This window comes from Nocardiopsis sp. CNS-639 (assembly GCF_000381685.1).
Classification (GTDB): Bacteria; Actinomycetota; Actinomycetes; order Streptosporangiales; family Streptosporangiaceae; genus Nocardiopsis; species Nocardiopsis dassonvillei.
The window spans coordinates 34,651-61,524 of sequence record NZ_KB906881.1 but is presented as its reverse complement, the minus strand read 5'-3'; the positions used below and the strand labels follow the sequence as shown (position 1 = coordinate 61,524).

The 26,874-nt window shown below is 73.5% G+C and carries 23 protein-coding genes; 13 read left to right on the top strand and 10 right to left on the bottom strand.

Annotated elements, in window-relative coordinates; all coding sequences use genetic code 11:
- Positions 1–400 precede the first annotated feature (400 nt).
- The 3 genes from G011_RS0126775 (at position 401) to G011_RS0126765 (ending at position 2,655) form a co-directional block, all read left to right on the top strand.
- Positions 401–1,630, top strand: a complete 1,230-nt coding sequence (locus tag G011_RS0126775; protein WP_019611153.1) for an IS110 family transposase — start codon at positions 401–403, stop codon at positions 1,628–1,630.
- 158 nt (positions 1,631–1,788) lie between these two features.
- Complete coding sequence (locus G011_RS0126770; RefSeq protein WP_013153599.1) at positions 1,789–2,175, top strand: hypothetical protein; 387 nt, start codon at positions 1,789–1,791, stop codon at positions 2,173–2,175.
- A 117-nt stretch (positions 2,176–2,292) separates the two neighbouring features.
- Positions 2,293–2,655, top strand: coding sequence for a GntR family transcriptional regulator (locus G011_RS0126765; RefSeq protein WP_013153598.1), 363 nt, complete (start codon positions 2,293–2,295; stop codon positions 2,653–2,655).
- 34 nt (positions 2,656–2,689) lie between these two features.
- Here G011_RS0126765 and G011_RS0126760 read toward each other — a convergent pair whose 3' ends face one another.
- The 4 genes from G011_RS0126760 to G011_RS0126745 form a co-directional block, all read right to left on the bottom strand.
- The gene (locus G011_RS0126760; protein ID WP_019611152.1) at positions 2,690–3,937 is read right to left on the bottom strand and encodes an Nramp family divalent metal transporter; all 1,248 of its coding nucleotides are present in this window, start codon (positions 3,935–3,937) and stop codon (positions 2,690–2,692) included.
- 142 nt (positions 3,938–4,079) lie between these two features.
- Positions 4,080–4,439 carry a hypothetical protein gene (locus G011_RS0126755; protein ID WP_019611151.1) on the bottom strand — a complete coding sequence of 120 codons (360 nt, stop codon included), beginning with the start codon at positions 4,437–4,439 and terminating at the stop codon, positions 4,080–4,082.
- Positions 4,440–4,584: 145 nt separating this feature from the next.
- Complete coding sequence (locus tag G011_RS0126750) at positions 4,585–5,991, bottom strand: sigma-70 family RNA polymerase sigma factor (protein ID WP_019611150.1); 1,407 nt, start codon at positions 5,989–5,991, stop codon at positions 4,585–4,587.
- Between the two features lie 682 nt (positions 5,992–6,673).
- Complete coding sequence (locus G011_RS0126745) at positions 6,674–7,930, bottom strand: AMP-binding protein (protein ID WP_019611149.1); 1,257 nt, start codon at positions 7,928–7,930, stop codon at positions 6,674–6,676.
- A gap of 195 nt (positions 7,931–8,125) precedes the next feature.
- Here G011_RS0126745 and menB point away from each other — a divergent pair, with 195 nt between their 5' ends.
- From menB to G011_RS0126725, 4 genes are all read left to right on the top strand, one after another.
- Positions 8,126–8,965, top strand: coding sequence for a 1,4-dihydroxy-2-naphthoyl-CoA synthase (gene menB, locus G011_RS0126740; protein ID WP_019611148.1), 840 nt, complete (start codon positions 8,126–8,128; stop codon positions 8,963–8,965).
- Positions 8,962–9,945 carry an o-succinylbenzoate synthase gene (locus tag G011_RS0126735; RefSeq protein ID WP_019611147.1) on the top strand — a complete coding sequence of 328 codons (984 nt, stop codon included), beginning with the start codon at positions 8,962–8,964 and terminating at the stop codon, positions 9,943–9,945. Before menB ends, G011_RS0126735 begins: the two co-directional genes overlap by 4 nt.
- A gap of 185 nt (positions 9,946–10,130) precedes the next feature.
- Entirely contained in the window at positions 10,131–11,819 is a 1,689-nt protein-coding gene (gene menD, locus G011_RS0126730) for a 2-succinyl-5-enolpyruvyl-6-hydroxy-3-cyclohexene-1-carboxylic-acid synthase (RefSeq protein ID WP_019611146.1), read from the top strand.
- A 510-nt stretch (positions 11,820–12,329) separates the two neighbouring features.
- Positions 12,330–14,354: a PhoX family phosphatase gene (locus G011_RS0126725; RefSeq protein ID WP_019611145.1), complete on the top strand. Its 2,025-nt coding sequence runs from the start codon at positions 12,330–12,332 to the stop codon at positions 14,352–14,354.
- A gap of 109 nt (positions 14,355–14,463) precedes the next feature.
- On the opposite strand, the gene G011_RS0126720 is transcribed toward G011_RS0126725, so the two are convergent.
- Positions 14,464–14,913: a GNAT family N-acetyltransferase gene (locus tag G011_RS0126720; protein ID WP_019611144.1), complete on the bottom strand. Its 450-nt coding sequence runs from the start codon at positions 14,911–14,913 to the stop codon at positions 14,464–14,466.
- A gap of 139 nt (positions 14,914–15,052) precedes the next feature.
- The gene (locus G011_RS0126715) at positions 15,053–16,333 is read right to left on the bottom strand and encodes an isochorismate synthase MenF (RefSeq protein ID WP_019611143.1); all 1,281 of its coding nucleotides are present in this window, start codon (positions 16,331–16,333) and stop codon (positions 15,053–15,055) included.
- A 322-nt stretch (positions 16,334–16,655) separates the two neighbouring features.
- On the opposite strand from G011_RS0126715, the gene G011_RS0126710 reads away from it, so the two are divergent.
- The 6 genes from G011_RS0126710 (at position 16,656) to G011_RS0126685 (ending at position 22,342) form a co-directional block, all read left to right on the top strand.
- The gene (locus G011_RS0126710) at positions 16,656–18,272 is read left to right on the top strand and encodes a glycoside hydrolase family 10 protein (protein WP_026338693.1); all 1,617 of its coding nucleotides are present in this window, start codon (positions 16,656–16,658) and stop codon (positions 18,270–18,272) included.
- A 239-nt stretch (positions 18,273–18,511) separates the two neighbouring features.
- Positions 18,512–18,913: a molybdopterin-binding protein gene (locus G011_RS0126705; protein WP_019611141.1), complete on the top strand. Its 402-nt coding sequence runs from the start codon at positions 18,512–18,514 to the stop codon at positions 18,911–18,913.
- Positions 18,906–19,712 carry a molybdate ABC transporter substrate-binding protein gene (gene modA / locus G011_RS0126700; RefSeq protein ID WP_019611140.1) on the top strand — a complete coding sequence of 269 codons (807 nt, stop codon included), beginning with the start codon at positions 18,906–18,908 and terminating at the stop codon, positions 19,710–19,712. The genes G011_RS0126705 and modA overlap by 8 nt, the downstream gene beginning before the upstream one ends.
- Entirely contained in the window at positions 19,709–20,566 is an 858-nt protein-coding gene (locus G011_RS0126695; protein WP_019611139.1) for an ABC transporter permease, read from the top strand. The genes modA and G011_RS0126695 overlap by 4 nt, the downstream gene beginning before the upstream one ends.
- Positions 20,566–21,780, top strand: a complete 1,215-nt coding sequence (locus G011_RS0126690; protein WP_019611138.1) for an ABC transporter ATP-binding protein — start codon at positions 20,566–20,568, stop codon at positions 21,778–21,780. The genes G011_RS0126695 and G011_RS0126690 overlap by 1 nt, the downstream gene beginning before the upstream one ends.
- Before the next feature lie 220 nt (positions 21,781–22,000).
- On the top strand, positions 22,001–22,342 hold the full coding sequence (locus tag G011_RS0126685; protein ID WP_036553166.1) for a DUF3040 domain-containing protein: 342 nt from the start codon (positions 22,001–22,003) through the stop codon (positions 22,340–22,342).
- Between the two features lie 106 nt (positions 22,343–22,448).
- On the opposite strand, the gene G011_RS0126680 is transcribed toward G011_RS0126685, so the two are convergent.
- From G011_RS0126680 to G011_RS0126665, 4 genes are all read right to left on the bottom strand, one after another.
- Positions 22,449–23,024 carry a CAP domain-containing protein gene (locus tag G011_RS0126680; protein ID WP_155979846.1) on the bottom strand — a complete coding sequence of 192 codons (576 nt, stop codon included), beginning with the start codon at positions 23,022–23,024 and terminating at the stop codon, positions 22,449–22,451.
- Between the two features lie 103 nt (positions 23,025–23,127).
- Entirely contained in the window at positions 23,128–23,376 is a 249-nt protein-coding gene (locus tag G011_RS0126675) for a hypothetical protein (protein ID WP_026338692.1), read from the bottom strand.
- An 87-nt stretch (positions 23,377–23,463) separates the two neighbouring features.
- Positions 23,464–23,787, bottom strand: coding sequence for a hypothetical protein (locus G011_RS0126670; RefSeq protein WP_019611134.1), 324 nt, complete (start codon positions 23,785–23,787; stop codon positions 23,464–23,466).
- Between the two features lie 496 nt (positions 23,788–24,283).
- Positions 24,284–26,752, bottom strand: a complete 2,469-nt coding sequence (locus tag G011_RS0126665; protein ID WP_019611133.1) for a penicillin-binding transpeptidase domain-containing protein — start codon at positions 26,750–26,752, stop codon at positions 24,284–24,286.
- Positions 26,753–26,874: the final 122 nt, after the last annotated feature.

Below are 26,874 nucleotides of genomic sequence, written 5' to 3'. Positions count from 1 at the left end.
GGTCCTAATTCGTGTGTAAGCGGTTCCAACCAGACCCGTTGAAGGGACCGTTGGACTGGTCAAAGACGAACAGGTTTCGCTGCGGCCACGTGGGCACCGGGCAGACCCCCGATGGGTCCCGGCCCGATGAGGCCTCACGAAAGACCGGTGGCGCCCGGTGCCTTCGGGCCGTCGCGAAACCCAACCCCAGGTGTGAACGTTGAGCTTTGTGGTGCGAGCCGACCGCAGGGCGACCCCCACTTCTTGATCCCGAGCCTGAGAGCTCTGAACAAGACCGGGGCCCCTGCGGTGCGCTGGTACCGCGAACGGCTACTGAGATGGCAGGCCCCAGAGCCTTGGAATTAGGGCGCCGCGCGGGCCGCACAGGCCCACCACCAGCACACCAACGAGGGAGAAGTAGATGGCGGTGTTCTGCGGGATTGACTGGGCCGAGGCCCACCACGACGTCGCCCTGGTCGATACCGACGGGACCTTGCTGGCCAAGCGCCGGATCAGCGACGACGCCAACGGCTACCGGCATCTGCTGGAGCTGCTCGCCGAACACGGCGACAGCGCCGCCACCCCGGTCCCGGTCGCGATCGAGACCGGCCGTGGTCTGCTCGTCGCCGCCCTGCGCACCGGCGACAGGAGGGTGTACGCGATCAACCCGCTGGCCGCCGCCCGCTACCGCGACCGGCACAGCGTCTCCCGGGCCAAGTCCGACCCCGGCGACGCCTTGGTACTGGCCAACATCCTGCGCACCGATATGGCGGCGCACCGGCCCCTGCCCGCCGACAGCGAACAGGTGCGCGCCTTGGCGGTGATGGCCCGCGCCCAACAGGACACGGTCTGGGCACGCCAGCAGCTGGTCAACCAGGTCCGCTCGCTGCTGCGCGACTACTACCCGTCCGCTCTGGAGGCCTTCCAGGGACGCCAGCACGGGCTGGCGCGCTCCGAGGCCAGAGCGGTTCTGGCCGCCGCACCCACCCCGGCGCGAGCCGCACGCCTGTCCCTGGCCCAGCTCAGATCGGCGCTCAAACGCGCCGGCCGCCAACGCGGCATCGAGGAAGAAGCCAAGCGGCTGCGGGGCATCTTCCGCGCCACCTGGGCCCACCAGCCCCAGCGGATCGAGGACGCCATGGGCATCCAGCTCTTGGCGCTGATCCGCCAGCTGGACGCCGCCTGTGCGGCGGCCGACGAGCTCGCCCAGGCGGTGGAGGAGTCTTTTCGCGCGCACCCGGACGCTGAGATCCTGCTCAGCTTCCCCGGCATGGGCGTTCAGCTCGGTGCCCGGGTGCTCGCCGAGATCGGAGACGACCGCGCTCGCTTTGCCGACGCACGCAGCCTGAAGGCCTACGCCGGGTCCGCCCCGATCACCCGCGCCTCTGGGCGGAAACGGTTCGTGGGCAGGCGGTTCATCAAGAACGACCGGCTGATCAGCGCTGGCTTCTTGTGGGCGTTCTCCGCGCTGACCAGGTCCTCTGGAGCCTACGCACACTACCGGCGGCGCCGGGACCGAGGCGACTGGCACGCCCAGGCCCAGCGGCACCTGCTCAACCGGATGCTGGGACAGCTGTTCCACTGCCTGCAAACCGGCCAGGCCTTCGACGAGCAACGCGCGTTCACCTCCGATCTAGCGGTCGCGGCTTGACAACTTGGCCACCTGAGATGTCTTTCGGGGGTGTGCGCCGTAAAGGTGGCAGATCGCGGGCGGCGCGGCCACCACGACGCGCGGCCCGGCTCGCCAGATGATATGGGTCACCTCTAGAGTGGCCCCGTCCGACGTTACGCGTGGTCTGGAGCACACACATGGGACTTGCCAAGCAGAGCACGGCTCAGGCGCGGGAGAGCCTGGCCTCCGACCAGGAGCGCGCGGAGCGCCTGCCCGAACTCCTGCGTGCGGTGGCCGAGGCGCAGGAGGCGCTGGAGCGGGCCCGCACCCAGAACGCGCCCGTGGAGGAGCTGAACCAGCGGGGCGTGGACCTGGACACGGCGCTGACCGAGGCGATGCGCGCCGCCTACGCCCGCGAGCGCGTCCTGGTGGGGGCCAAGGGGTACGAGGACCGGATCTACCGGCGCAAGCGGCTGGCCCGCCCGCAGGTGCGCGAGGCCACCCGGATCGCCGAGCGGCTGCTCACCGCCCGGGAGACCCACCGCCTGCACGGGATCCAGCGGGTGCCGCTCCAGGCGGTCTGACACCGGCGGACCCGGCCCGCAACCTGGGGTCGTTACACGCACGGTAACTTGGTGTCCGGTCCGGTTCGGTCCGCGGCCGGACACCGCGGCAGGCGACGGTGGGGAGCGCAGTGGCACATGGCGGATTTCATCCGTGTCGATCCGACGTCGAGGGTCCCGCCCTACGAGCAGATCAGGTCGATCGTGGCCATCGCGGTCGCCAACGGTGAACTCCCGGTGGGCTACCGGTTGCCCACGGTGCGCGCGCTGGCGGGTCAGCTGTCGGTGGCGGTGAACACCGTGGCCCGCGCCTACCGCGAGCTGGAACAGGCCGGTGTGGTCGAGACACGGGGCCGTTCGGGGACGTTCGTCGCGGCGGGCGGCGACGACCAGCGCGCCGAGGCACTGGCCGCCGCCCGGGCCTACGCCGAGGTGATCTCCCGGGTGGGGCTGGACCACGACGAGGCGGTGGAGATCCTGCGCGCGGCGCTGCGGGGCTGAGGCCGCCCCGCGCGCCGCCGCGCCTCCCGGGGGTTCAGGCCCCGGTGACGATCCCGTAGAGCTCGTAGACGCACAGCACCACGAACAGCGATCCGGCCAGGGCCAGGCCCGTGTTGCTCACCCAGCCGTTGCGCCACTCGCGCGGGGTGCGCGAGGAGTTGAGCAGCCACATCAGGGTGAAGGCCAGGAACGGCATGAAGAAGGCGCCCAGCACCCCGTAGGCGATGACCAGCTGGAAGGGCTTGCCGATCAGCAGGAGCAGCATCGGCGGGAAGGTCAGCCAGAGCACGTAGCCGCGGAAGGCCCAGCTCTTCTGGTTCTCCCCCGGGTCGGTGTTGGTCCTGCCCCGCAGGTGGTTGACGAAGTCGGCGAACAGCAGGCTCACGCCGTTCCACACGCCGATGATGGAGGAGTAGGCGGCGGCGAAGAAGCCGATGAGGAAGGCCGTCGCCACGAACCCGCCGAAGCGCTCGCGCAGGACGTCGCCCAGCTGGATCAGGCCCTGGTCGCTCTCCTGGAGCGTGATGCCGCTCGCGTAGAGCAGCTCGGCGCCCACGATGAGCATCGCCACGACGAAGATGCCGGTGGTGATGTAGGCGACGCGGTTGTCCAGCCGCATCATCCGCATCCAGGAGGAGTCCCGCCAGCCCTTGGAGTTGACCCAGTAGCCGTAGGCCGCCATGGTGATGGTGCCGCCGACGCCGCCGACCAGGCCCATGGTGTAGAACACCGAGCCCTCGGGGAGCATCGGGACCAGGCCCCGCAGGGTCTGGCCGATGTCGGGGACGACGTAGACGGCCAGGCCGACCACGGTGACGAACATGACGCCCACGAGCACCGTCATGATCTTCTCGAACACCGCGTAGCGGTTGAACCAGACGATCACCAGGCCGGAGACCCCGGCCAGGATGGCCCACACCTCCAGCGGCACGCCCGGCATCAGCGCGGCCAGGGGTAGGGCCGTGGCCGACATGGCGCTGGCGCCGTAGACGAAGCCCCAGATCACGATGTAGGGCGCGAAGTAGACGGTGGTCCACTTACCCAGGCTGCTCCAGCCGGCGAAGATGGTGGTCCCCGTGGCCAGGTGCCAGCGCCCGGTGGCCTCGGCCAGGGAGATCTTGACCAGGCAGCCGACGATGGTGGCCCACAGCAGGGCGTAGCCGAACTGGTTGCCCGCGATGAGTGTGGCGACCATGTCGCCCGCGCCCACGCCGGTGGCCGCGACGACGATGCCCGGACCGATCTGTTTCCACGTCGTCCTGCGTTGTTCGATGGCTACCATCGTGTCCTTCCCCCCTGGTGGGACCGGTCTGGTCCGTGGTGGGCACGACTGTAGGGCTTCGGACACAAGGTGCATACGGGCAGATAAGCGGCGGAGGTGATCCGTGGCGGAATCGATATGTTCCAGGTCACGTCCGGCGCGGTCAGCGGCGCAGGCCCACGACCGAGACGACGTAGAACAGGATCAGCCCGAGCCAGACCAGCGGCAGCGCGGCCGGGCTGCCCACGGTCGCGGTGATCGCGGAGACCGGGATGCTCACGCCCAGGCACACCAGGGAGAGTACGAAGCGCACGGTGTTGGAGGGCAGGCCCGCCTTGGCCGGTTCCGTGCGCGCCTGCGCGGCCATGTGGTGGCGCACGCGCGCCTCGACGGTGCCGTCGATGCGTTCGACCAGGGAGGCCGCCACGGCCTCGTCGTACTCGGGGCCGAGTTCACGGCTGGCGCGGAGCGCGGCGGCGATCTCGTCGCTGTGGCGCTGGGGGTGATCGGTCATGGCCACCATCGTCGCACCGGGGCGTCCGCGGCGTGCCGGGACGAGCGCGATACCGGGGACGAACCAGGGTTCGCCCTGAGGGTTTCGGACACGGCTCGGGGCCGCCCCCGTTTGGGGAGCGGCCCCGTGTCGCCTTTCGGTCCGGCCCCGCAGACTAGCTGGCGAAGTCCAGCAGCTGCTGGGCGCGGCTGGGGTGGCGCAGCTTGGACAGCGACTGCTTCTCCAGCTGGCGGATGCGCTCGCGGGTCAGCCCCAGGTGCTTGCCGATCTCGTCCAGGGTGCGCGGACGGCCGTCCATGAGACCGAAGCGCAGGGACATGATGGTGGCCTCGCGCGGCTCCAGGTCCGACAGCGCGTTGCGCAGCTGGTCGGCCATGAGCTGGCGGTCCACCACCTCGGAGGCCTCCGAGGCGTCCACGTCCTCGATCAGGTCGCCGATGCGGGTCTCGCCGTCCTCGCCGATCGTGGAGTCCAGGCTGATGGGCTGGCGGGTGACCCGCAGCAGCTCCTCGATCTGGGCCGGGGTCTTGTCCAGCTCCAGGCCCAGCTCCTCCGGCGTGGGCTCGCGGCCCAGCGCCTGGTGCATGTCGCGCTCCAGGCGGCTGACCTTGCTCAGCAGCTCCAGGACGTGCACGGGCAGGCGGATGGTGCGCGCGGAGTCGGCGAAACCGCGCTGGATGGCCTGGCGGATCCACCACATGGCGTAGGTGGAGAACTTGAAGCCCTTGGTGTAGTCGAACTTCTCCACGGCGCGGATCAGGCCGAGGTTGCCCTCCTGGACCACGTCGAGCAGCGACATGCCCCGGTCGCTGTACTTCTTGGCCACCGACACCACCAGGCGCAGGTTGGCCTCCAGCATGTGGGACTTGGCCTTGCGGCCGTCCTCGGCCACCCACTCCAGCTCCTCGACCTCGACCTCGGCCAGCGGGGCGGAGCCGTCCACCTCGCCGTGCAGGCCGAGCCGGTACTCGGCGTAGAGCCCGGCCTCGACCCGCTTGGCCAGGTCGACCTCCTGCTCCGCGGTGAGGAGCTGGCGTCGGCCGATGGCCTTGAGGTAGGTGTGGACCGAGTCGCCCATGGCGGGGGACTGGTCGTCGAGGTCGGCCTCGCCGGTCTCCGCGTCGGTGGTGGTCTGGGCGGGCTCGGCCTTCTTGACGCGCCGTGTGGAGCGGGTCTTCCTCCGAGGGGAGGGGCCCTTGCGCGGCGCGGTCTTGCCTTCGGCCCTGGGTGCCTCGTCGGTGTCGGGCACCGTGGCGATGAGAGTGTCTTCCAGCACGTCGTCCTCGGCGTCGGGATCGGCCACCGGTGCGGAGTCGTCGCCCCCGTTGGCGAGCCTGACCCCGTTCTCGGTGAGTTCACGCAGGATGGAACGGCCGTCGCCGGTGGAGACGGCGGCCGCGGTGAAAGCGGCACGCAGTTCGGAGAGGGACAGGTGCCCCTGGGCGCGTCCGCGGTCGAGCAGGTCGGTCAGGACCGCGTCGGCGGACGCGTCGTCGCTGCGAGCGGTGTCAGCGGGGACTCCGGCGGTGGGTGCCGGAGCGGCTGGGGCAGTGCTCGTCATCGGGGCACCTCCCTCCCTTCCAAGACGTGTGGCACGCGGCGGACGGTTCCCGCCGGCTGGACGCGCCAATATGTCCAACGTGTTGGGGAGTCAAATGTTCCCTGTCTCGATTGGATATCAGCCGAAGTGGCGTAGATCACTGCGACGGAAGTGGCCAAACGCTGTAGGGAGCGGGTAAAGGAGTGTGCCCGGAACCGCTGCGGGCGGGGAAGGGGGGCCGGTTGGGGGGAGAGCGCAGGGGCACGAACGTGTGGGCCGAGGGCTGTCACCAACTGCGGACCTCCTTGGGAGAGGGGCCGAGGGGCCGGATTACTCAGGTAGACGTCGGAAGGTCCGGGGAAGTTCCCCGCCTTTTGTCCGACACGTCCGTGACCGGCCGCTCCGCGCGGAGCGGCCGGACCGCCCGACCCCGGGCCGTCACTGCTGTTCGACGGGCACCGACGTGGTGGGGCGCGGCACCCGACGCGCCCCAGGGTCCCACGGGTGGAAGGCGCGCCGGTACACGCGACCGGACCACGGGGCGCTGGTGGCGGCGCCGGAGAGGGCGCGGGGGTCCGCGCCGGTGCGGCTCCCGCGGCCGGTGCCGCGGACCGCGCCGGGACGCCCGCCTCCGCGCGGACGGGCGTCGGCCGCGAACGCGAGGGTCCTCAGCGGCGGTGCCTTGCGTGGGCGCTCCCGCGCCTCAGCCGCGCGGGCCGCGCAGGGCCACCAGGTCGGGTTTGCCCGAGGCCAGCATCGGTAGGGAGGCGCGCACCTCCAGCTCGCGGGGAGCGGCGTAGGCGGGCAGGCGCTCACGCACCCACGAGCGCAGCTGCTCCAGGGAGGGCGGCGCGTCGGGGTCGGCGGGCACCACGACGGCGCTCACCCGCTCGCCCCACTCGGGGTCGGGTCGGCCCACCACCACCGAGTCGGCCACCGCGGGGTGCTCCAGCAGCCGGGCGTTGACCTGCCCCGGCACCACCTTGTGGCCGCCGGTGTTGACCACCTCGTCCACGCGTCCGAGCACGCTCAGGCGCCCGTCCCCGTCCAGACGGCCCAGGTCGTTGGTGCGCAGCCACCGCGTCCCGTCGGCGTCGGTGACCAGGGCGCCCGGATCGGCGCGGACCCCGGGCGCCAGGCGGTAGCCGCTCAGCAGCACCGGCCCCGACAGCAGGATCCGCCCGGCCCCGTCGGCCGAGGGGGACTCCACCCGCACCCGTACCCCGTCCAGCGCGACGCCGTCGTAGACGCACCCGCCGCAGGTTTCGCTCATGCCGTACGTGGTGACCACCCGGCCCCCGGCCCCGCGGGCCTCCCGCAGCAGGGCGGGGTCGGCGGCGGCGCCGCCGAGCAGGATGGTCCCGAACACCGACAGGTCGGTCCCGGCGGCCAGCAGGCGCCGCAGCTGGGTGGGCACCAGGGACACGTGCGGTCGCGATCCGCGCGCGAGCCCGACCACCGTCCGCACCGAGAAGGCCGCGTGTTCGATCCGGCCGCCCGTGGCCAGGGCGCGCATGATCACCTGGATGCCGGAGATGTGCCCGGCGGGCAGCACGCACAGCCACGCGTCTCCGGGGGCGGCCCCGATCCGCGCCACCGAGGCCCGCGCGGAGGAGCGCAGCGCGGCGGCGGACAGCTCCACGCCCTTGGGCGCGCCGGTGGAGCCCGAGGTGGTGATGACCAGGGCGGTGTCCCCGCCGGTCGGGCGGGCGCCGTCCAGCGAGGCGACCCCGCCCGGGGTGCGCAGGGAGGCCGGACGCATGGCGGCCAGGAGTTCGTCCACGCGCGCGTCGGGGGTCCCGTCGGGGATCGGCAGCAGGGCGGGGCCGTGCCCGTCCAGGGCCCGGGCCAACAGATCGCCCAGGCGCTCCGGCGCCAGTCCGCGCACCGCCTGGAGGGGGCGCCCCTCCAGGTCACGGGGGTGCGTTCCGCCTGCCTCGACCTGTCTCTCGCGTGCCACGACGGCAAGGGTACGCCCGTGTCCGGAGCACCCGCCCCGGGGGTCGGATCCGGTGCCGGGCGGCGGACACGGGCGCAAGGAGCACCGCCCTGCCCGCGCGTCCCGCTCGCCTGGCACAATGCGTAGGGTTGTCGCGTGGACGTGGTGACACGTCCGCGCCGTCCACAGTGTCCCCGTTGAGGAGAAGCAGTAGCCGTGAGCAGCGTGATCGACTGGCAGCGGTCGGGCGAGTATTCCGACATCATCTACGAGACCGCGGAGGGCATCGCCAAGATCACGATCAACCGCCCCGAGCGCCACAACGCCTTCCGGCCCCAGACGCTGTTCGAGCTCCAGGACGCCTTCAACCTCGCCCGCGACGACTCCTCGGTCGGCGTGATCATCTTCACCGGCGCCGGTGACCAGGCGTTCTGCTCCGGCGGCGACCAGAAGATCCGCGGCGAGGACGGCTACATGGGCGACGACGCCGTGGCCCGCCAGGGCATCGGCCGCCTCAACGTGCTCGACCTCCAGGTGCAGATCCGCCGCCTGCCCAAGCCCGTCATCGCCATGGTCGCCGGCTGGTCCATCGGCGGCGGCAACGTGCTCCAGGTCTGCTGCGACCTGACCATCGCCGCGGACAACGCCAAGTTCGGCCAGACCGGCCCCAAGGTCGGCTCCTTCGACGGCGGCTACGGCTCCTGGCTGCTCGCCGAGACCGTCGGTCTGAAGAAGGCCCGCGAGATCTGGTACCTGTGCCGCCAGTACAGCGCGCAGGAGGCCCTGGACATGGGCATGGTCAACACGGTCGTGCCGCTGGAGGACCTGGAGAAGGAGACCGTGGCCTGGGCCCGGGAGATGCTGGAGAAGTCCCCGCTGGCGCTGCGCATGCTCAAGGGCGCCATCAACGCCGTCAGCGACGGCGCGGCCGGGATGCAGCAGTTCGCCGGTGACGCCACGATGCTCTACTACATGAGCGAGGAGGCCCAGGAGGGCCGCGACGCCTTCAAGGAGAAGCGCAGCCCGGAGTTCGACAAGTTCCCGCGTCGTCCGTGACCGCTGCCGAACCCGACCCGGCGGGCACGCCCGCCGGGGGACGCGCCTTCGCGGTCGGCCTGCGCAACCGCTTCCGCGGCATCACCGTCCGCGAGGGCATGCTCGTGCGCGGGCCCGCCGGATGGGGGGAGTTCTCCCCCTTCGCCGAGTACGGCCCGCGCGAGTGCGCCCGCTGGTGGGCCGCATGTGAGGAGGCCGCCCACCACGGCTGGCCCGCGCCCGTCCGCGACCGCGTGCCGGTCAACGTGACCGTGCCCGCCGTGGACCCCGAGCGGGCCCACGCGATCGTCGCCGCGGGCGGCTGCGCCACCGCCAAGGTCAAGGTGGCCGAACGCGGTCAGGACCCCGCCGAGGACCTGGCCCGCGTCGAGGCGGTCCGCGACGCCCTGGGCCCCTCGGGGCTGGTGCGGGTGGACGCCAACGGCGCCTGGGACGTCGACACCGCCGTGCGGATGGTGCGCGAACTGGACCGCTTCGGCCTGGAGTACGTCGAGCAGCCGTGCGCCACCCTGGACGAGCTGGCCGCCGTGCGCCGCCGGGTGTCGGTCCCCGTGGCCGCCGACGAGTCCGTCCGCAGGGCCGAGGACCCGCTGCGGGTGCGCGCCGCCGGTGCCGCCGACATCGTGGTCCTCAAGGTGCAGCCGCTGGGCGGGGTGCGCGCCGCGCTGCGCGTGGCCGAGGCGTGCGGGCTGCCGGTGGTGGTCTCCAGCGCCGTGGAGACCTCGGTGGGCCTGGCGGCGGGGGTGGCCCTGGCCGCCGCGCTGCCGGAGCTGCCCCACGCGTGCGGCCTGGCCACCATGCAGATGCTGACCGCCGACGTCACCGCCGACCCCCTGCTGCCCGAGAACGGGTTCCTGCCCGTGCGCCCGGTGGCGGTGGACGAGGCGAGCCTGCGCGCGGTGGAGGTCGACCCCGCCGCCTGGCGGGCCCGCGCCGAGGCCGCGCGGTCGGCCGCCGACGAGGTCCCCGGCGCCGGATGACCGCGCCGTGACCGGCGTTGATGTTACGCCTGGGGCGCACGGTGACGGGGGGACCGGATGTCCGGTTGGCGTGTGTGGGGGGTAACAGCCGTGTTCGTCCTCCGCGGGCCCCGGGTGGGGGTTGACTGTAGGGGCCGGGTCCACATGGTGATACTGGGTACACCTTGAGACGATCGAGAGAGTTGATGAATCCGTCCACCGCCCTGGCGCGTGTCCTGGTCGACGAGCTGGCCCGCTGCGGCCTGGCCGAGGCCGTCGTCGCGCCGGGGTCGCGCTCGACGCCGCTCGCCCTGGCCCTGGTCGCCCACCCCGGAATCCGGGTGCACGTGCGCATCGACGAGCGCTCGGCCTCCTTCCTCGCCCTCGGCCTGGCCCGCGTCTCGCGCCGCCCGGTCGCGGTGGTGTGCACCTCCGGCACGGCCGCGGCCAACTTCCACCCGGCGGTGATGGAGGCGGACGAGAGCGGGGTGCCGCTGCTGGTGCTCACCGCCGACCGGCCCCCGGAACTGCGCGGGACCGGCGCCAACCAGACGGTGGACCAGATCGGCCTGTACGGCGGCGCGGTCCGCCTGTTCGCCGAGGTCGGCACCCCCGACCCGGTGCCCGGCATGGTCGCCTACTGGCGGTCGCTGGCCTGCCGCGCGTGGGGCTCGGCGCTGGGCGGACGCCCCGGCCCGGTCCACCTCAACGTGGCCTTCCGCGACCCGCTGACCCCCGACGCCGACACGGGCGCGTGGCCCGAGCCCCTGGAGGGGCGCGACGGCGGCCGGGCGTGGATCGGCCGCCCGGGGCCGCTGACCGAACCCGCGCCGTTCACCCTGCCCGACGTCGAGCGCGGTGTGATCGTGTGCGGCGACGGGGACTACGACCCGGTGCCGTTCCTGGCGCTGGCCGAGGCGACCGGGTGGCCCCTGCTGGCCGAACCGACCTCCAACGCCCGCCGGGCGGGCGCGCTGTCCACCTACCGGCACTTGCTGGCCTCGCCGCGCGTGGCCGCGCGGCCGGCTCCGGAGCTGGTGGTGAGCGCGGGCCGCCCCAACCTGTCCCGGCAGATCCTGGCCTACCTGCGCCGGGCCGAACGGCACGTGGTGGTCGGCGCGGGCGCGCTCGACGCCTTCTCCGACCCGGTGCGCACCGCCACCGACGTGGTGGCCGCGGTCGCGCCGCCCGCCGGTCTGGACCCCGGCTCCCCGCCGAGCACCGAGTGGTCGCGGACCTGGTCGGAGGCGGAGGCGGTGGCCCGCGCCGCCCTGGACGCGGTGCTGGACGAGGAGGAGGTGCTCAGCGAGCCGCGGCTGGCCCGCGACCTGGTCGCGCACATGTCCACCGGTTCGCTGCTGTTCGCCGGTTCGAGCATGCCCATCCGCGACCTGGACGCCACCATGCGGGCGCGCTGCGGCGTGCGCCTGGTGGGCAACCGGGGCGTCAGCGGGATCGACGGGTCGGTCTCCACGGCCATCGGCGCGGCACTGGCCCACCAGGCCGAAGGCGGGGGACACGCCTACGCGCTGCTGGGCGACCTGGCGATGCTGCACGACCAGAACGGGCTGCTGATCGGCCCGGGGGAGCCGCGCCCGGACCTGGCGATCGTCGTGGTCAACAACGACGGCGGCGGGATCTTCTCCGGTCTGGAGCAGGCCGGGCACCCCGACTTCGAGCGGGTGTTCGGCACCCCGCACGGGGCGTCGATGGAACGGGTGGCCGCGGTGGCCGACGTGCCCTACACCCGCCTGGAGTGGGCGACCGACCTGCCCAAGGCGCTGCTGGGCGAGGGGCCGCGCCTGATCGAGGTGTGCACGCACCGCGCGGGCAGCGCCGCGCTGCGCCGCCGGATCCAGGCCGCGGTCGACGCCGCGGTGGACGGGGCCCTCTGAGCGCACGCCCCTGACGGAAGCGGGCGGGGACCACCGCGCGGGCCGGGGCCGTCCACCGGGGCGCCGGGCGTCGCACCCGTCCCCTTTTCGACCCCTCGCCCGCCCCGGTGTCGGCATGCCCTAAAACCCCTTCGGCCGGCAACCGTTTGCCCGCCTCCGCCCCGCCCCGGTCCCGCGCCGCACCGCTGCGCCCGGCGCCGAATCACGGGAGGGCCGACAACTCCGGGGGCGGTTACGGGCGTGTCATGTGGATTCGGCGGGTACGGTGCGCCATGATCACGACCGGAACCCGACGATGCGTGGCCCTCCGGATTCCCAGCGTGACCTACCAGGGCATGCGCCGGAGTTGTAGGCGCGTTCATCTTGGTTTCACCTGCGCGTTTGGAATTTCGGCCAAGGTCGAGAGCGTCCGGGGGAGCACCCCGCCGGACCAGGAGAGAATCCGCGCGCCCCGGTCAGACCCCGCACCGACGGAGCGCGTGGGAGCAGCACGATCCCCAAGGAGAAGGTGTGCCCGAATCCGCGCCCCGCCGCCGCCAGCTGCCGTTGATCGGCCAGGTCGGTGGCGGTCGTTCCCGTGCGACATGCAGACTGCGCTGCGGCGACGCCTGTTTCCACCCGGCTCCCAACACCAGCGACAACCCCTACTTCGGGGACATCTTCGCCAAGGCGCTCTCCCGCCGCTCCGTCATCCAGGCCGGTGCCGTGAGCGCCGGAGCGGGCGCGCTCGGACTCGCCGCGCTCAGCCCGGCCTCGGCCGACCGCCGCGGCCCCGACCGCCCCCACCCCTCGCCGCGGCCCACCTTCACCAGCGTCCAGCCCAACAACGACGACAAGATCACCATCCCCCGGGGCTACGACCAGCACGTCATCATCCGCTGGGGCGAGCCGGTCCTGCCCGGCGCGCCCGAGTTCGACGTGTACGACCAGACCGCCGAGGCGCAGGCCCAGCAGTTCGGCTACAACTGCGACTACGTCGGCTTCCACCAGCTCGACGACGACCACGCCCTGCTGTGGGTCAACCACGAGTACACCAACGAGGAACTCATGTTCCCGGGGTACGCCGGCGGCAACGCGGCCACCGAGGAGCAGGTCCGCATCGCCATGGCCGCCCACGGCGGTTCCATCGTCGAGCTCCAGCGCGAGGGCCGCACCGGCAAGTGGGTGCTCTCCACGGGCGAGCGCTCCTTCAACCGCCGCATCACCGCCGACACCCCCATGCGCCTCACCGGCCCCGCCGCCGGGCACGACCTGCTCAAGACGGCGGAGGACCCCACCGGCACCCTGGTCAGGGGCATGCTCAACAACTGCGCGGGCGGCATGACCCCGTGGGGCACCTTCCTCACCGCCGAGGAGAACTTCAACCAGTACTTCGCCAACGGCTCCGGGTCCGCCGAGACCAGGCGCTACGGCGTCGGCACCGGTGCCACGGAGCGCCGCTGGGAGCGCTTCGAGGAGCGCTTCGACCTCTCCAAGCACCCCAACGAGATCAACCGCTTCGGCTACATCGTCGAGGTCGACCCGCTCGACCCCGGGTCCGAGCCGCTCAAGCGCACCATGCTCGGCCGCTTCAAGCACGAGGGCGCCACCACCCGCCTGGCCGACGACGGCCGCGTCGTGGCCTACATGGGCGACGACGAGCGCTTCGACTACATGTACAAGTTCGTCAGCGCCAAGAAGTACGTCGAGGGCTCCCGGCGCCACAACCTCTCCCTGCTGGACACCGGCACGCTGTACGTGGCACGCCTGTCCGGCAACAGCCCCGCCGAGGAGTTCGACGGCTCCGGCGCGCTGCCCGCGGACGGCGAGTTCGACGGTTCCGGCGAGTGGGTCGCGCTGTGCACCGACACCGAGAGCTTCGTCCCCGGCTTCAGCGTCGCCGAAGTGCTCATCCACACCCGTCTGGCCGCCGACGTCGTGGGCCCCACCAAGATGGACCGCCCCGAGGACTTCGAGCCCAGCCCGGTCACCGGCAAGGTCTACTGCGCGCTGACCAACAACTCCGCCCGCGAGCCCGGCCAGGCCGACGAGCCCAACCCGCGCGGCCCCAACCGGCACGGCCACGTCCTGGAGATCGTCGAGTCCGGCGACGACGCGGCCGCCACCTCCTTCGCCTGGAACGTGCCGCTGGTGTGCGGCGACCCCGAGGACGACGACACCTACTACGCGGGCTTCGACAAGTCCAAGGTCATGCCGATCTCCGCGCCGGACAACCTGACCTTCGACAAGGACGGCAACCTGTGGATCTCCACGGACGGCCAGCCCGGCGCCCTGGGGATCAACGACGGCCTGCACGTCATGCCGGTCGAGGGCCGCTTCCGCGGTGAGCTGAAGACCTTCGCCACCGTCCCGGTCGGCGCGGAGGCCTGCGGCCCCTTCGTCACCAAGGACAGCAAGACGGTGTTCCTGGCCCCCCAGCACCCCGGTGACGGCGGCAGCTTCGAGGCTCCCACCAGCACCTGGCCCGACGGCGAGTTCCCGCGCCCGTCCGTGGTGTGCATCTGGCACACCGCGGGCCGCGAGGTCGGCAGGTAGCCCGGCCGCCCTCCCGCCGGTAGGGACGACGACCACCGGCCCCGGCTTCCATCGTGGGGGCTGCCGGGGCCGGTTCCTCGTGTCCGGCCCCCGACCGGGCGCGCGGGCCTCAGAGAGTCTTCTCGAAGCAGAGCGAGGAGGGCTCGTCGGCGTAGGCGCCGAAACCGGGGATGGGCGTGTACCCCGAACGGGTGTAGAACCGCACCGCGTCGGGCTGGCGGTCGCCCGTCTCCAGGCACAGGCGCTTCCAGCCCCGCTCGCGGGCCCACTCCTCCAGGGCCGCCAGGACCAGCGCCGCCGCTCCCGAGCCGCGCCGGTCGGGCCGGACGTACATCCGCTTGACCTCGCCCGCCGCGTCGCCGAGCTCGCGCAGGCCGCCGCAGCCCACGGCCGCGCCCGAGGCGTCGCGGGCCACCACGAACACCGCGATGTCCCCGGCGGAGGGGGCCACCCCCGGCTCGGAGTCGGTGGTGCCGTACCGTTCGGCGATCTCCGCCCGCTGGCCGGCCCGCAGGGCGGCGGCGTCGGGATCGTCCCAGGAAACCTCGTGGACACGCATGGGCGCCACGCTAGCGGCGCCGTGTTTCGCGGCCGTGAAATCCCGCCCGGGCAGCGGCCTCCGTGCGCGGCGTCACCCGTACGGGCGCCGCCCGCGCGCGTACCGCGGAGCCCGGCCCGGAGCCCGCTCCCGCCCCGGCTCAGACGGGGTCGGTGAGGGCCTCGCGCATCACCCGGAACTTGGACTCGGTCTCGGCGAGCTCCGACTCCGGTTCGGACTGGGCGACGATGCCCCCTCCGGCGAAGAGCCGGGCGCGCGCGCCCTCCACGCGGGCGCAGCGCAGGGCGATGCCCCACTCGGAGTTGCCCGCGCCGTCCAGCCACCCGACCGGACCGGCGTAGCCGCCCCGGTCCATGCCCTCGGCCTTCGCGATCAGCCGCATGGCCGCCGCGGTGGGGGTGCCGCCCACGGCCGCCGTGGGGTGCAGGGCCGCGACCGCCTCCAGCGCCGAGACCCCGGGGGACAGGCGGGCGCGCACCGGCGTGGCCAGGTGCTGCACGTTGGCGAGCGCGAGCAGGCGGGGCCGGGCGGGCACGTCCAGTTCCTCGGTGAGCGGTTCCAGCGCGGTGCGCAGGGACTCCACGGCCATGCGGTGCTCGTCCACGTCCTTGGCCGAGGTCAGCAGCTCCTCGGCCAGGAGCCGGTCCGCGCCGGTGTCCTCGCCCCGGGGGCGGGTCCCGGCCAGCACCAGCGAGGAGAGCTGGTCTCCCTCGCGGCGCAGCAGCAGCTCGGGGGTGGCTCCGACCATGCCGTCCACCGAGAAGGTGAAACAACCGGGGAAGCGCAGCCGCAGCCGCTCCAGCAGGGTGCGCACGTCGATGGGGGCGTCGGCCTCGGCCAGGGCGTCGCGCGCCAGCACGGCCTTGTCGAGCTCTCCCGCGCGGATGCGCTCGACGGTACCGGCCACGGCGCCCATCCACTGCTCGCCGGTCAGCGACCCCGCGCTCCAGGAGAGCGGACCGACGGGCCGCGGCTCCGGCGTCGGGCCGAGCGGCTCGGCCGGGTGCGCCCCGGACGCTTCGGTGACGGTGGTCAACCAGGAGCGGCCGCCGCGCCGCCCGACCAGCACGCGCGGCACCACCAGGGCCGATCCCGCGGAGGAGGGGGAGAAGGCGAACGTGCCGAACGCGACCGGGCCGGTGCCGGGCACCCCCACCTCGTCGTGGACCTCGGCGCGCTCGGTGAGGGCGTCGACCCAGCGGGCCGCCTCGGTGAAGCGGGTGGTGTCGGTGGGCTCGGCCGATTCGGGCTCACCGTCCAGGTCCAGCCGCGCGGCCTGTCCCCAGCCCACGATGCCCTCGTCGCCGGTCAGCCAGGCCAGGGGGGAGTCCACGGGCAGGCGGTGCACCAGGCTGGCGGTGTCGTCGCGCAGGGCGACGGTGCGGACGGACAGGCGGGGCGGGCTCAGGAGGGCGTTCACGGTCCCCGAGTCTAGAACCTCGTCTGGGGCGGTGTGTCCGGTATCGGCCGTGGTGGCCGGGGTGCGCACGTGCTCCCTCCCGGGACAGGGCCGTCGTCGCGAACCGGCCCTCGCCGCCGTCCGGCGGGGATCACGCTCCGCCGCCGCACGCGCGGGCGCTCCGTCGCCCTGCCGGAACGGCCCTCCGGCACCGGGGATGCGAGGTTGTCCACAGATTGGCGCAATCGTGTCCGAAAATTGACTGTCTGGCCTACTCTGGTTCGCGGTGCGACGTCACGGTGACGGCGGTGCGCGACCCATCCCCTCAGAGGAGACCTGTTCCATGGATTCAGTGGCCCGTGCCGTGACCCCGACGCGCGCCGCGCTGCGGTGGGCCGCGACGGCCGCCGCGGCCACCGTCCTGCTGGCGGGGTGCACCGGCCGGGGCGCCGACGAGGAGCCACCGGCCGACGGCGCGTCCGGGGCGGCCGCCGCCCTCCGGTGCGGGGACGGCGGGGCGCAGCGGCAGATGCGCGGGGCCTGGCTGACCACGGTCCGCAACATCGACTGGCCCTCCGAGCCGGGCCTGTCCGCCGAGGAGCAGAAGGCCGAACTCGACGCCTACCTCGACGACGCCTCCGCCATGGGGCTCAACGCGGTCTTCCTGCACGTGCGGCCCACCGCCGACGCCGTCTACGAGTCGGACCTGGAGCCGTGGGCGCGCTACCTCACCGGCGAGCAGGGCGGCGATCCCGGCTACGACCCGCTGGAGTACGCGGTGGCCGGGGCGCACGAGCGCGGCCTGGAGCTGCACGCCTGGTTCAACCCCTACCGCGTGGGCTTCCAGGACCCCGACGTCGAGAACCTGGCCGAGGACCACCCGGCGAGGGAGAACCCCGAGTGGCTCGTCGACTACGGCGTCGAGGCCTACCTCGACCCCGGCAACCCCGAGGTCCGCGAGTGGGTGACCCGCGTGATCCTCGACGTGGTGGAGCGCTACGACGTCGACGGCGTGCACTTCGACGACTTCTTCTACCCCTACCCCAAGGAGGGCGAGGAGTTCGACGACGACGCCTCCTGGGAGGAACACGGCGACGGCTTCGAGGACCGCGAGGACTGGCGCCGTGACAACGTCAACCAGCTCATCGCCGGGGTCCACGAGGGCATCGAGGCCACCAAGCCCTGGGTGAGCTTCGGGATCTCCCCGTTCGGCATCTGGCGCAACGACTCCACCGACCCCAGCGGCTCGTCCAGCTCGGGCCTGCAGTCCTACGACGCCCAGCACGCCGACACCCGCGCCTGGATCCAGGAGGGCACGGTCGACTACGTCGCGCCTCAGCTGTACTGGGAGCGGGGCTTCGAGACCGCCGACTACGAGGTCCTGGCCGACTGGTGGGCCCAGGAGGTCGAGGGCACCGGCGTGGACCTGTACATCGGCCAGGCCGCCTACCGGGTGGGCGAGGACGGCTGGACCGGCGAGGACGCCCTCAGCACCCAGCTGGACTACTCCGGCGAGCTGCCCCAGGTGGACGGCGACGTCTACTTCTCCATCAAGAACCTGCGCGAGCAGGCCGCCGACGCCTACGCCGCGCTGGCCGACGAGCACTACGGCGCCCCCGCCCTGCCGCCGCTCTCCGACACGCCCGAGGGCCAGGAGCCGCTGGTCGGCACGGTCGGCGGCGTCACGGCCCGGGCCGCCGACGAGGGGGTCGACGTGGCGTGGGAGGCCGTGGACGGCGCCCGCTTCTACGCCGTCTACCGGCTGCCCGCCGACGCGGCCGCCGGATCCGAGGAGGAGCGCTGTGCCGCGGTCACCGCGGACAACCTCGTGGGCCTCACCGGGCGGACCGCGCTGAGCGACACCGCGCCGGTGGAGGACGGCGCCGGGTACGTGGTCACCGCGCTGGACGACTACCGCGCCCAGGGGCCGGTCAGCGAGGTCGCCGACGTGCGCGGCTGACCGGACACCGGGCGCGCGGGCTCCGGCCGGGGGAGGCGTCCCCGGGCCGGAGCCCGTTCCGTTCGCCGGGGCGTGGATCCCCGGTCCCTCTCCGGGGCGCCCGGTCCGGCTTCTTCCCGAGCGCGGTCCGGTGCCGCCCGCACGTCTGTCGCAAAATCCCAAGAGGAGGGCGAAAAAGTAAGCATCTGCTAGCGGAAAGCCCCTTTTGCCCCAGCAGATGCCGGATATAGGTTGGCCCCATGCCGACCTTCCACATCAGCGAGGCCGCCGACCTCCTCGGCGTCAGCGCCGACACCGTCCGGCGCTGGGTCGACTCCGGCCGCCTGTCCGCCACCCGCGACGCCTCCGGAAGGCGTCTGATCGAGGGCGCGGACCTGGCCGGGTTCATGAGCACGGGTGCCGGCGAGGACCCGGCCCGGCGCCTGTCCTCCGCCCGCAACCGCTTCCGCGGCCTGGTCACCGACGTCGTCCGCGACCGGGTGATGGCCAGCGTGGAGATCCAGGCCGGACCCCACCGGGTGGTCTCGCTGATGAGCCGCGAGGCCGCCGACGAGCTCGGCCTGGAGGTGGGCAGCGTCGCCACCGCGGTGGTCAAGTCCACCAACGTGGTCGTGGAGACCACCGGGGAACGCCATGCGTGAGCCCGCCACCCGCAGCCCCCGCTCCGGCGCTCCCCGGCTGGTCCGCGTCCTGGCCGCGGCAGCGCTCGTCCTGTGCGCCTGCTCGCCGGGGGAGGGGTCCGCCGACCGGCTCAACGTCTTCGCCGCGGCTTCCCTCACCGACGTCTTCACCGACCTCGCCGAGCAGTTCGAGGCCGAGCACCCCGGCACGGAGGTGGTCCTCAACCTCGCGGGCAGCGGCGACCTGGCCCTCCAGATCAACTCCGGCGCCCCCGCCGACGTCTTCGCCTCCGCCGACACCGTCACCATGGACCGGGTCGTCGAGGGCGAGGGGCTGCACCCCGACTGGGCCGCGGAGCACGGCGCACAGGGCGTCGTCTTCGCCGCCAACACCCTGCGCATCGCCGTGCCCCCGGACAACCCGGCCGGTGTCGGGGGACTGGCCGACCTCGCGGAGGAGGACACCGCCGTCGCCTTCTGCGCCGAGGAGGTCCCCTGCGGCGCGGCCACCGCCGCGGTCCTGGACGAGGCCGGGCTGGAGATCACCCCCGACACCTACGAGGAGGACGTGCGCGCGGTCCTGACCAAGGTCGAACTCGGTGAGGTCGACGCCGGACTCGTCTACGCCACCGACGTCGTCTCCGCGGGCGATCGGGTCGAGGGCATCGCGTTCGACGAGTCCGACGAGGTGGTCAACGACTATCCCATCGGGGTCGTCTCCACCACCTCCGACGCCGAGCTCGCCGCCGCCTGGGTGGAACTGGTGCGCTCCCCCGGGGGCCAGGAGGTCCTGCGGGCCGCCGGGTTCGAGGTGCCATGACGCCCGACCGCGCCCCCGCTGCCCCCGCCGAGCCCTCCGCCGCGGCGCCGCGCCGCCGTCCGCCGCGGGGACGGCGCTTCGGCCGACCGCCCTGGATCCTGGTGCTGCCCGCGCTCCTGGGCGTGGCCTTCCTCGTGCTGCCCATGGCGGGCCTGCTGGTCAGCGCGCCCTGGTCCACCATGGGCGGCCGCCTGACCGAGCCCGAGGTGCTGGCGGCCCTGTGGCTGTCCCTGTCCACCGCCACCGCCGCCACGGCCGTGTCCCTGCTCCTCGGGGTGCCGCTGGCCTGGCTGCTGGCCCGCACCGACTTCCCCGGACGCCGCCTGGTGCGCGCCCTGGTCACCGTCCCGCTGGTGATGCCGCCCGTGGTCGGCGGCGTGGCGCTGCTGCTGGTCCTGGGGCGCAACGGGATCGTGGGCCGCCACCTGGACGCCTGGTTCGGGATCACCCTGCCCTTCACCCCCGCCGCCGTGGTCCTGGCCCAGGTGTTCGTCGCCATGCCGTTCCTGGTGATCAGCGTGGAGGGCGCGCTGCGCGGCGCGGACCGCCGCTACGAGGAGGCCGCCGCCACCCTGGGCGCCGGTCGGGCGGCCGTCTTCGCCCGCGTCACCCTGCCCATGGTGCTGCCGGGCATCGCCGCGGGAGCGGTCCTGTGCTGGTCGCGGGCCCTGGGCGAGTTCGGCGCCACCATCACCTTCGCCGGGAACTTCCCGGGCACCACGCAGACCATGCCGCTGGCCGTGTACGTGGCCATGCAGCGCGACCCCGAGGCCGCCATCGTGCTCAGCCTGATCCTGCTGGCGGTCTGCCTGGCCGTCCTGGCCACCCTGCGCGAGAGGTGGACGAACGCCTGATGGCCCCGAACCACCACCCTGACGAGACCACACCCGACCCCGAATCCGGCCCCGCACCAGCGCCCGAACGCACGGCCCCGACTCCGGCCGCACCCGCCTCCGGGCCCGAACGCACGTCCGCACCAGCGTCCGCGTCCGCGTCCTCGGCCGCGTCCACGCCCGTACCCGCGCTGGAGGCGGACCTGCGCCTGAGCCGGGGCGCCTTCACCCTGGAGGCCTCACTGACGGTGCGCCCGGGGGAGATCCTCGCCCTGCTGGGGCCCAACGGCGCGGGCAAGTCCTCGGCGCTGCGCGCCCTGGCCGGACTGGTGCCCCTCACCGGCGGGCGCGTCCTCGTGGACGGGCGCGACCAGACCAGGACACCCGTGGAGCACCGCCCCATCGGCATGGTCTTCCAGGACTACCTGCTCTTCCCGCACATGAGCGCCCTGGACAACGTGGCCTTCGGCCCCCGCCACCAGGGCCTGTCGCGGGCGGCGGCCCGCGAGCGCGCCGCCGAACTGCTCGCCCACATGGACCTGTCCGCGTACGCGCGCGTGCGGCCGCGCCGCCTCTCCGGCGGCCAGGCCCAGCGCGTGGCGCTGGCCCGCGCCCTGGCCGTGCGCCCGCGCCTGCTGCTGCTCGACGAGCCCATGGCCGCCCTGGACGCCAGCACCCGCATCGACGTGCGCGCCCGGCTGCGCCACCTGCTGGAGGAGTTCGACGGGGCCACGGTGCTGGTCACCCACGACCCGCTCGACGCCATGGTGCTCGCCGACCGGGTGGCGGTGATCGAGGAGGGCCGGGTCGTCCAGCAGGGCGAGCCCGCCGAGGTGGCGCGGCGCCCCCGCACCGCCTACGTCGCGCGGCTGGTGGGACTCAACCTCTTCCGGGGCACGGCCGAGGGCACCACCGTCACCCTGGACGGCGACGGTCCCGGCGGGCCCGTCCGGGTGGAGGCGCACGAGGCGCACCGGGGACCGGCCCTGGTGGCCTTCCCGCCGCGCGCCGTGGCCCTGTACCCGCACCGTCCGCACGGCAGTCCGCGCAACGTGTGGCGGCTGACGGTGGAGGGGATCGAGCGGTTCGGCGACCAGGTGAGGGTGCACCTGGCGGGGAACCCCTCCCTGGCCGCCGACATCAGCCCGGCGGCCCTGGCAGAGCTGGGACTGGCCCGGGGGGACGCGGTGTGGGCGGGGGTCAAGGCCGCCGAGGTCGAGTGCTATCCGGGTTGACCCCCGGGGGGTCCGGCCCGCGGGACCGCGTCGGCGCGGAGCGCGCTCGGGCCCGCGGCGGCGGGTCGCACCCCGCGGAGGAAACCGATTTTTCTACCCAGAATCGGGCATAGAAACCCACATCGGAAAACCTGTGCACACCTGGATATCTCAGGTATACCCGGGGGAGACTGTAAGTCTGGCGACGACTGTCCTTCCCCCCGTGGCCGAGGAGGGTTCCATGTCCCTGAGAGAGCACGAGAGAAGAATCCTCGCGGAGATCGAGCGGCAGCTCAGCGAGGAGGAACCGGACCTGGCCGGACGGCTGGAGTCCTTCGGGTCGGGGGATCCCGACGCCCCGGCCGACCCCGGCCTGGGCGGCTGGAAACCGTGGGTGGCGTGCGGCCTGATCGCCGCGGTCACCGCGGGCCTGCTCGTGATGCTGTTCGTGCTCACCCCGAGCACGCCGCAGCCCTCCGCGCCCGCGGTGCCCACCGAGACCTCGCAGACCACCGGGGACCCGGTGCCCGATCCGGATCCGGAGCCCGCGCCGGAGGGACCCGAGACCGTCGGAACCTCCTGACCGGAGCCCCGCTCCGCGGCCGCGCGGCCTCTCCCGGGACACGTGACGGGCGGTGTGCACCCGCCGCACACCGCCCGTCACGTGCCCTGGACCGCGCGCGTGCGGCTCAGGCTCCGTGGCCGAGGACGACGGTCCAGTAGGGGCCGCCGTCGCCCTTCACCACGCCCACGCCGATGTGCTCGGCCTCGCAGTCGGCGAGCACCTGGTTGTGGCCGTGGCGCGTCCAGGCCTCCACCGCCTCCTCGGCCGTTTCGAAGCCGTTGGCCACGATCTCGCCCGAAGGGTGCGCGTAGCCCAGGCCGCGGGCCCGGTCCCTGGCCGACGAGCTGCCGCCGAAGAAGCCGCCGCCGGGGAACCCGCTGTCGCCCGCCTGGTCCTGGCTGTGCTCCCGCGCGGCCTGGGTGAGCAGTTCGTGGGTGTTCAGCTTCCCGCACCCGTACCCGGGCCTCTTGTCGTTGACCAGCCGCACGACCTCGGCCTCGGCCTCGGTCCAGGGGTCGGCCGGTTCCTCCTGGGACCAGGGCGGGGGCCAGCCGCCGCCGGATCCCGTCCCCTGGACCGCGGACGGGGTCCCGCCGCCGGCGAACACGTCGCCGGGGTCGGCCGCGCCGGTCACGCCCGCGCAGCACACGGCCGCCGCGGCCATCCCCGCGAGGGCACGGCCTCGAAGCAGGTTTCGCATGTCTTTCCACCTCCCGTGCGCGGGGGAGCGTGTACCGCGCCGTGCCCGCGCACACCAGGGGCGGACAGCCGTGAAGGCCGTCCGCCCGCAACCTCGCGGGAACTCAGTTCGCCTTGCTGGTGGTCCTGTCCACCGTGGCTCCGTACATGGAGGCGGTGTAGGTCACGTACTCGTAGTAGACCTTGCCGTCGTCGCCGACGCGGCTGTGGACCACAGTCATGGTGGCGCCCTCGGCGCTGGCGCTGCCGAAGTCCTTCTCGAAGACCGCGTCGGCCATCGCGACCGAGGGCGCACCCAGCGCCAGGCCGAAGGCCACACCGGTCAGGGACAGCACTCGTCGTAGTCGGACCATCGTCCTTCCCCTCCTCGGGTTGGGTCGGGTCACGCCCGCCGGGCGCGGCGGCCGACACGGCCGCCGCGCCCGACGGAAACGGGATGCCTAGTTCGCACCGCTCACGATGCTGTGGGAGGCGGCGCCGTCGTGGCCCGCCCAGGTGGCGCTCTTCTTGTAGAAGGAGCCGCCGTTGTCCCAGTGGTCGTGGCCCCTGTCGCCCTTGCCGCCCTTGTGGCCGTGGCCGTGGCCGTTGCTGTCACCGTCGAAGGCGACAGCGGTCACGCTGTGGCTCGCAGCGCCATCGATACCGGCGGCGCTGGACTCACCCGAGAAGAAGCTGTCCGCCATGGCGGTGGCCGGAGCGCCGAAGGCCAGGGCCGGAACGGCGACGGAGGCGAAGGCGATCCGAGTGAGAGTCTTGCGGTTCATCCTGTGTCCTTTCGAGGCGGACCGACGATCTGTCGGTCCGGTGGCACCGATCCCCCCAGCTCGACCCTCGGGAGAACCGTTCTCCTGGCGCCATCCGTAGATCTGCCCCGGGTCCCCGATCGCTAACTCTTAGTAGTTACTAAATAACTTAAAGTAATACTTGGTTGTTTTGGGTCGGATTTTTCCTGCTTGAGGCGGGCCCATGCCCGCGGCCGGGGAGAAGATGCCGACCGACCCCGGAAGAGACCGGGACGGGGCCGCGGCACGCTGCGGAACCAGGGGCATCGTAGACGCCGGGAACCGGCGCCGACAGCGGCCACGCCGTCGCGGGCGCGCGCGGCGGGGACCGCTTCCGGGCAGGTCAGCGCGGTCCGTACCCGCTCGCGGGCCGCGACCCCGTACCTTCCCGGGGGAGCACCGCGTGGCGCACGGGCGCCCCTCACGCCGACGGCGCGCACCGGCGGTGCCGGTGCGCGCCGTCGCGGCGGATCCTGCCTCAGAGGCCGTTGGTGAAGCTGGCGGCCAGGGGACCGGCCACGGACGAGCCGCCGCCACCGCCCTCGACCACCACGGCGAAGGCCACGTCGCCCTTGAAGCCGACCATCCAGGCGTGGCTGGGCAGCTCCCCGTCCTCGTCGGCGTCCTCGGCGGTGCCGAACTCGGCCGTACCCGACTTGGCGTACACCTCGCCCTGGAAGGGCACGTCCTCGGCGGTGCCCTCGGTGACGACCGCGCGCATCATCGTCCGCAGCGCCTCGGCCTGGGCGATCGCGCGGGGCTCGGGCAGGCCCTCCGGGGCGGGCTCGGTCACCAGGACCGGGTGGCGCCAGGAACCGTCGGCGACCGCGGCGGGCACCGTGGACATGTGCAGCGGCGAGGTGAGGATCTGGCCCTGGCCGATGCTCTGGGCGCCCAGCATGGTGGCGCTGTCCACCGGCGGGAAGGACGGTTCGAGCGTGGGCACGCCGATGTCCAGCGGTGCGTTCATGCCGAACTGCTCGGCGCTGGCCTGGAGCGTGTCCGAGCTGAGCCGGTCGCCGACCTGCTCCACCAGAGCGGTGTTGCAGGAGGTCGCGAACGCCTCGGTCACCGTCTGGGCGCCGTACTCGGCGTCGCCCGCGTTGACGAACGGCCACCCGCCCAGGTCGTACTCCTTGGGGCAGTTCATCGCGGCGTCCATGCCCATCCCGTTGTCCAGCAGCGAGCTGTAGGTGATGATCTTGAACGACGACCCGGGCGGGTACTGGCCCTCGAAGGCCCGGTTGAAACCGCCGGGCACGTTCGCCGCGGCCAGGATCTCGCCGGTGGAGGGGCGCACCGCCACCAGACCCGCCGGGTCGGCCGAGTCGATGACGGCGTTGGAGGCCGCGTTCTGGACGGCCATGTCGATGCTGGTGACCACGTCCTCGCCGTCGGCGCCGTCCAGGGTGGCCACCGTGTTCTCCTCGGTGGCCTCCAGGGAGTCGGGGTCCTCGGCGGCGGCCGCGTCGACCATGAGGATGGTCGTGGCGGCCTCACCGGCCAGACGCTCCTCGTAGGTGCGCTGGAGGCCGCTGACGCCCACGGTGTCGCCGACGCTGTAGGCCGGGCCCAGACGCTCGACGTCCTCCGCGGTGGCCTCGCCCAGGGAGCCCGCGATCATCTGGAGCGAACCGGAGACGGTGCCGTCCAGGGCGGTGCCGTCGGCGGCCAGGACGCTGCCGCGCTCGCCCCACACGGCGGTGCGGGCCAGGACCTGGCCCTCTCCCAGGCCGGGGTAGGCGACCTCGGGGGAGAACTCCACCCACCACTCGCCGTCCTCGCGGACCAGCGGCAGCTCGCCCTCCCAGCCCCAGTCGTCGGCGTTGGTCAGCGACACGGTGACCTCGTAGGGCGCGCTGCCGGTGCCGCCGTCGGCGGTCACCGTGCCGACCTCCACCGCGATGGAGTCGACGCCCAGCCCGGAGTCGATGCCGCCGAGCACCGCGGCGGCGTCGCCGCCCCGGGTGACCGCGGCCAGGCGCTCGTAGTCCTGCGCCTCCCAGGCGGCCTCGTACTCGGCGGCGGCCTCCTCGGGTTCGGGCATCGTCAGGACGTACCAGGACGCGCCGCCGCCGACGAGCAGCAGCACCACGACGGCGGAGAGCACGCCGATGAGCAGTCCGCGCCGCGACTTGCGCGGCGGGGGACCGGGGTCGTAGCCGTCGTCCCCGTGGCGGTCGGGGGCGTCCGGCCCGCCCGGGCCGCCGCCGCTGTAGAGGTACTCGAAGCCGTCCTGGGAGCCCTGGCCGGGGCCGGTCTCCCCGCGGCCGCCGTGGTCCGGCGCGGGATAGGGCGCGTCGCCCGGGTAGGGGGTGTCGCCGTGGTGGACGGGCTGACCCGGGTAGGGGTCGTCGTCCCAGGTGTCGGTGCGGCCGTGCGGGTGACCGTGTCCGGCGGCGGGCTCGCGCACGCCGTGCCGGGAGGCCGGGGCCTCCTGCCAGGAGTCGTGGGCCTCGTCCTGCCAGGCGTCGTGCTCCTCGTCGCCTCGGGGCCGGGACCCGTCCCAGTCGCCGGAGGGGCCCTGCGCGGAGGGATAGGGGGTGTTCCAGTCCTGGGCGCCGCCCCGGTCGGGGCCGCGCGGGGGCTCGTCCCACGAGGAGGGCTCCTGCGGGCGCCCCGCGTTGCCGTGGGCGCCGGAGCCCTCGTGCCGGGAGGGCTCCCAGGCCTGCGCGGACGGGGCGCCCCATCCGTCGTCGGTGGTTCCTCCACGCGGGGGCTCGTCCCACGAGGCGGGGGAGTCCCAGGACCCGGCGGACCGCTGCGGGAGGTCGGGCTGCGGGGGAGGAACCGGCGCGGACGGGGCCGCGGGTTCCTCGGGCGGAGGCCCCTGGGTGCGCTGGGGGATGCGGTAGGGGTTGGCGGGGCGCGGGGGGTGCGCCGGGGGCTCGTGCGATGCTTCGGGCGGCCCGGAGGAATCCGGCTGCCGGGGGGACCGTTCGTCCACGCCTGACCGTCCTTCACTGGGTTGGCTGGAGAGACCACGATGCCCCGCTCCCACCTCGGTGGGAGCGGGGCACGAGAGTGAGGGTCGGCATGGCGGTCGCCTCTCGGCGCGGGGCACAACGG

Bases quoted from the DNA above. Each gene is read 5' to 3' on its own strand.
- G011_RS0126775 (WP_019611153.1), top strand. From the start codon at position 401: ATGGCGGTGTTCTGCGGGATTGACTGGGCCGAGGCCCACCACGACGTC.
- G011_RS0126770 (WP_013153599.1), top strand. From the start codon at position 1,789: ATGGGACTTGCCAAGCAGAGCACGGCTCAGGCGCGGGAGAGCCTGGCC.
- G011_RS0126765 (WP_013153598.1), top strand. From the start codon at position 2,293: ATGGCGGATTTCATCCGTGTCGATCCGACGTCGAGGGTCCCGCCCTAC.
- G011_RS0126760 (WP_019611152.1), bottom strand. From the start codon at position 3,937: ATGGTAGCCATCGAACAACGCAGGACGACGTGGAAACAGATCGGTCCG.
- G011_RS0126755 (WP_019611151.1), bottom strand. From the start codon at position 4,439: ATGGTGGCCATGACCGATCACCCCCAGCGCCACAGCGACGAGATCGCC.
- G011_RS0126750 (WP_019611150.1), bottom strand. From the start codon at position 5,991: ATGACGAGCACTGCCCCAGCCGCTCCGGCACCCACCGCCGGAGTCCCC.
- menD (WP_019611146.1), top strand. From the start codon at position 10,131: ATGAATCCGTCCACCGCCCTGGCGCGTGTCCTGGTCGACGAGCTGGCC.
- G011_RS0126720 (WP_019611144.1), bottom strand. From the start codon at position 14,913: ATGCGTGTCCACGAGGTTTCCTGGGACGATCCCGACGCCGCCGCCCTG.
- G011_RS0126710 (WP_026338693.1), top strand. From the start codon at position 16,656: ATGGATTCAGTGGCCCGTGCCGTGACCCCGACGCGCGCCGCGCTGCGG.
- G011_RS0126705 (WP_019611141.1), top strand. From the start codon at position 18,512: ATGCCGACCTTCCACATCAGCGAGGCCGCCGACCTCCTCGGCGTCAGC.
- modA (WP_019611140.1), top strand. From the start codon at position 18,906: ATGCGTGAGCCCGCCACCCGCAGCCCCCGCTCCGGCGCTCCCCGGCTG.
- G011_RS0126695 (WP_019611139.1), top strand. From the start codon at position 19,709: ATGACGCCCGACCGCGCCCCCGCTGCCCCCGCCGAGCCCTCCGCCGCG.
- G011_RS0126690 (WP_019611138.1), top strand. From the start codon at position 20,566: ATGGCCCCGAACCACCACCCTGACGAGACCACACCCGACCCCGAATCC.
- G011_RS0126685 (WP_036553166.1), top strand. From the start codon at position 22,001: ATGTCCCTGAGAGAGCACGAGAGAAGAATCCTCGCGGAGATCGAGCGG.
- G011_RS0126680 (WP_155979846.1), bottom strand. From the start codon at position 23,024: ATGCGAAACCTGCTTCGAGGCCGTGCCCTCGCGGGGATGGCCGCGGCG.
- G011_RS0126675 (WP_026338692.1), bottom strand. From the start codon at position 23,376: ATGGTCCGACTACGACGAGTGCTGTCCCTGACCGGTGTGGCCTTCGGC.
- G011_RS0126670 (WP_019611134.1), bottom strand. From the start codon at position 23,787: ATGAACCGCAAGACTCTCACTCGGATCGCCTTCGCCTCCGTCGCCGTT.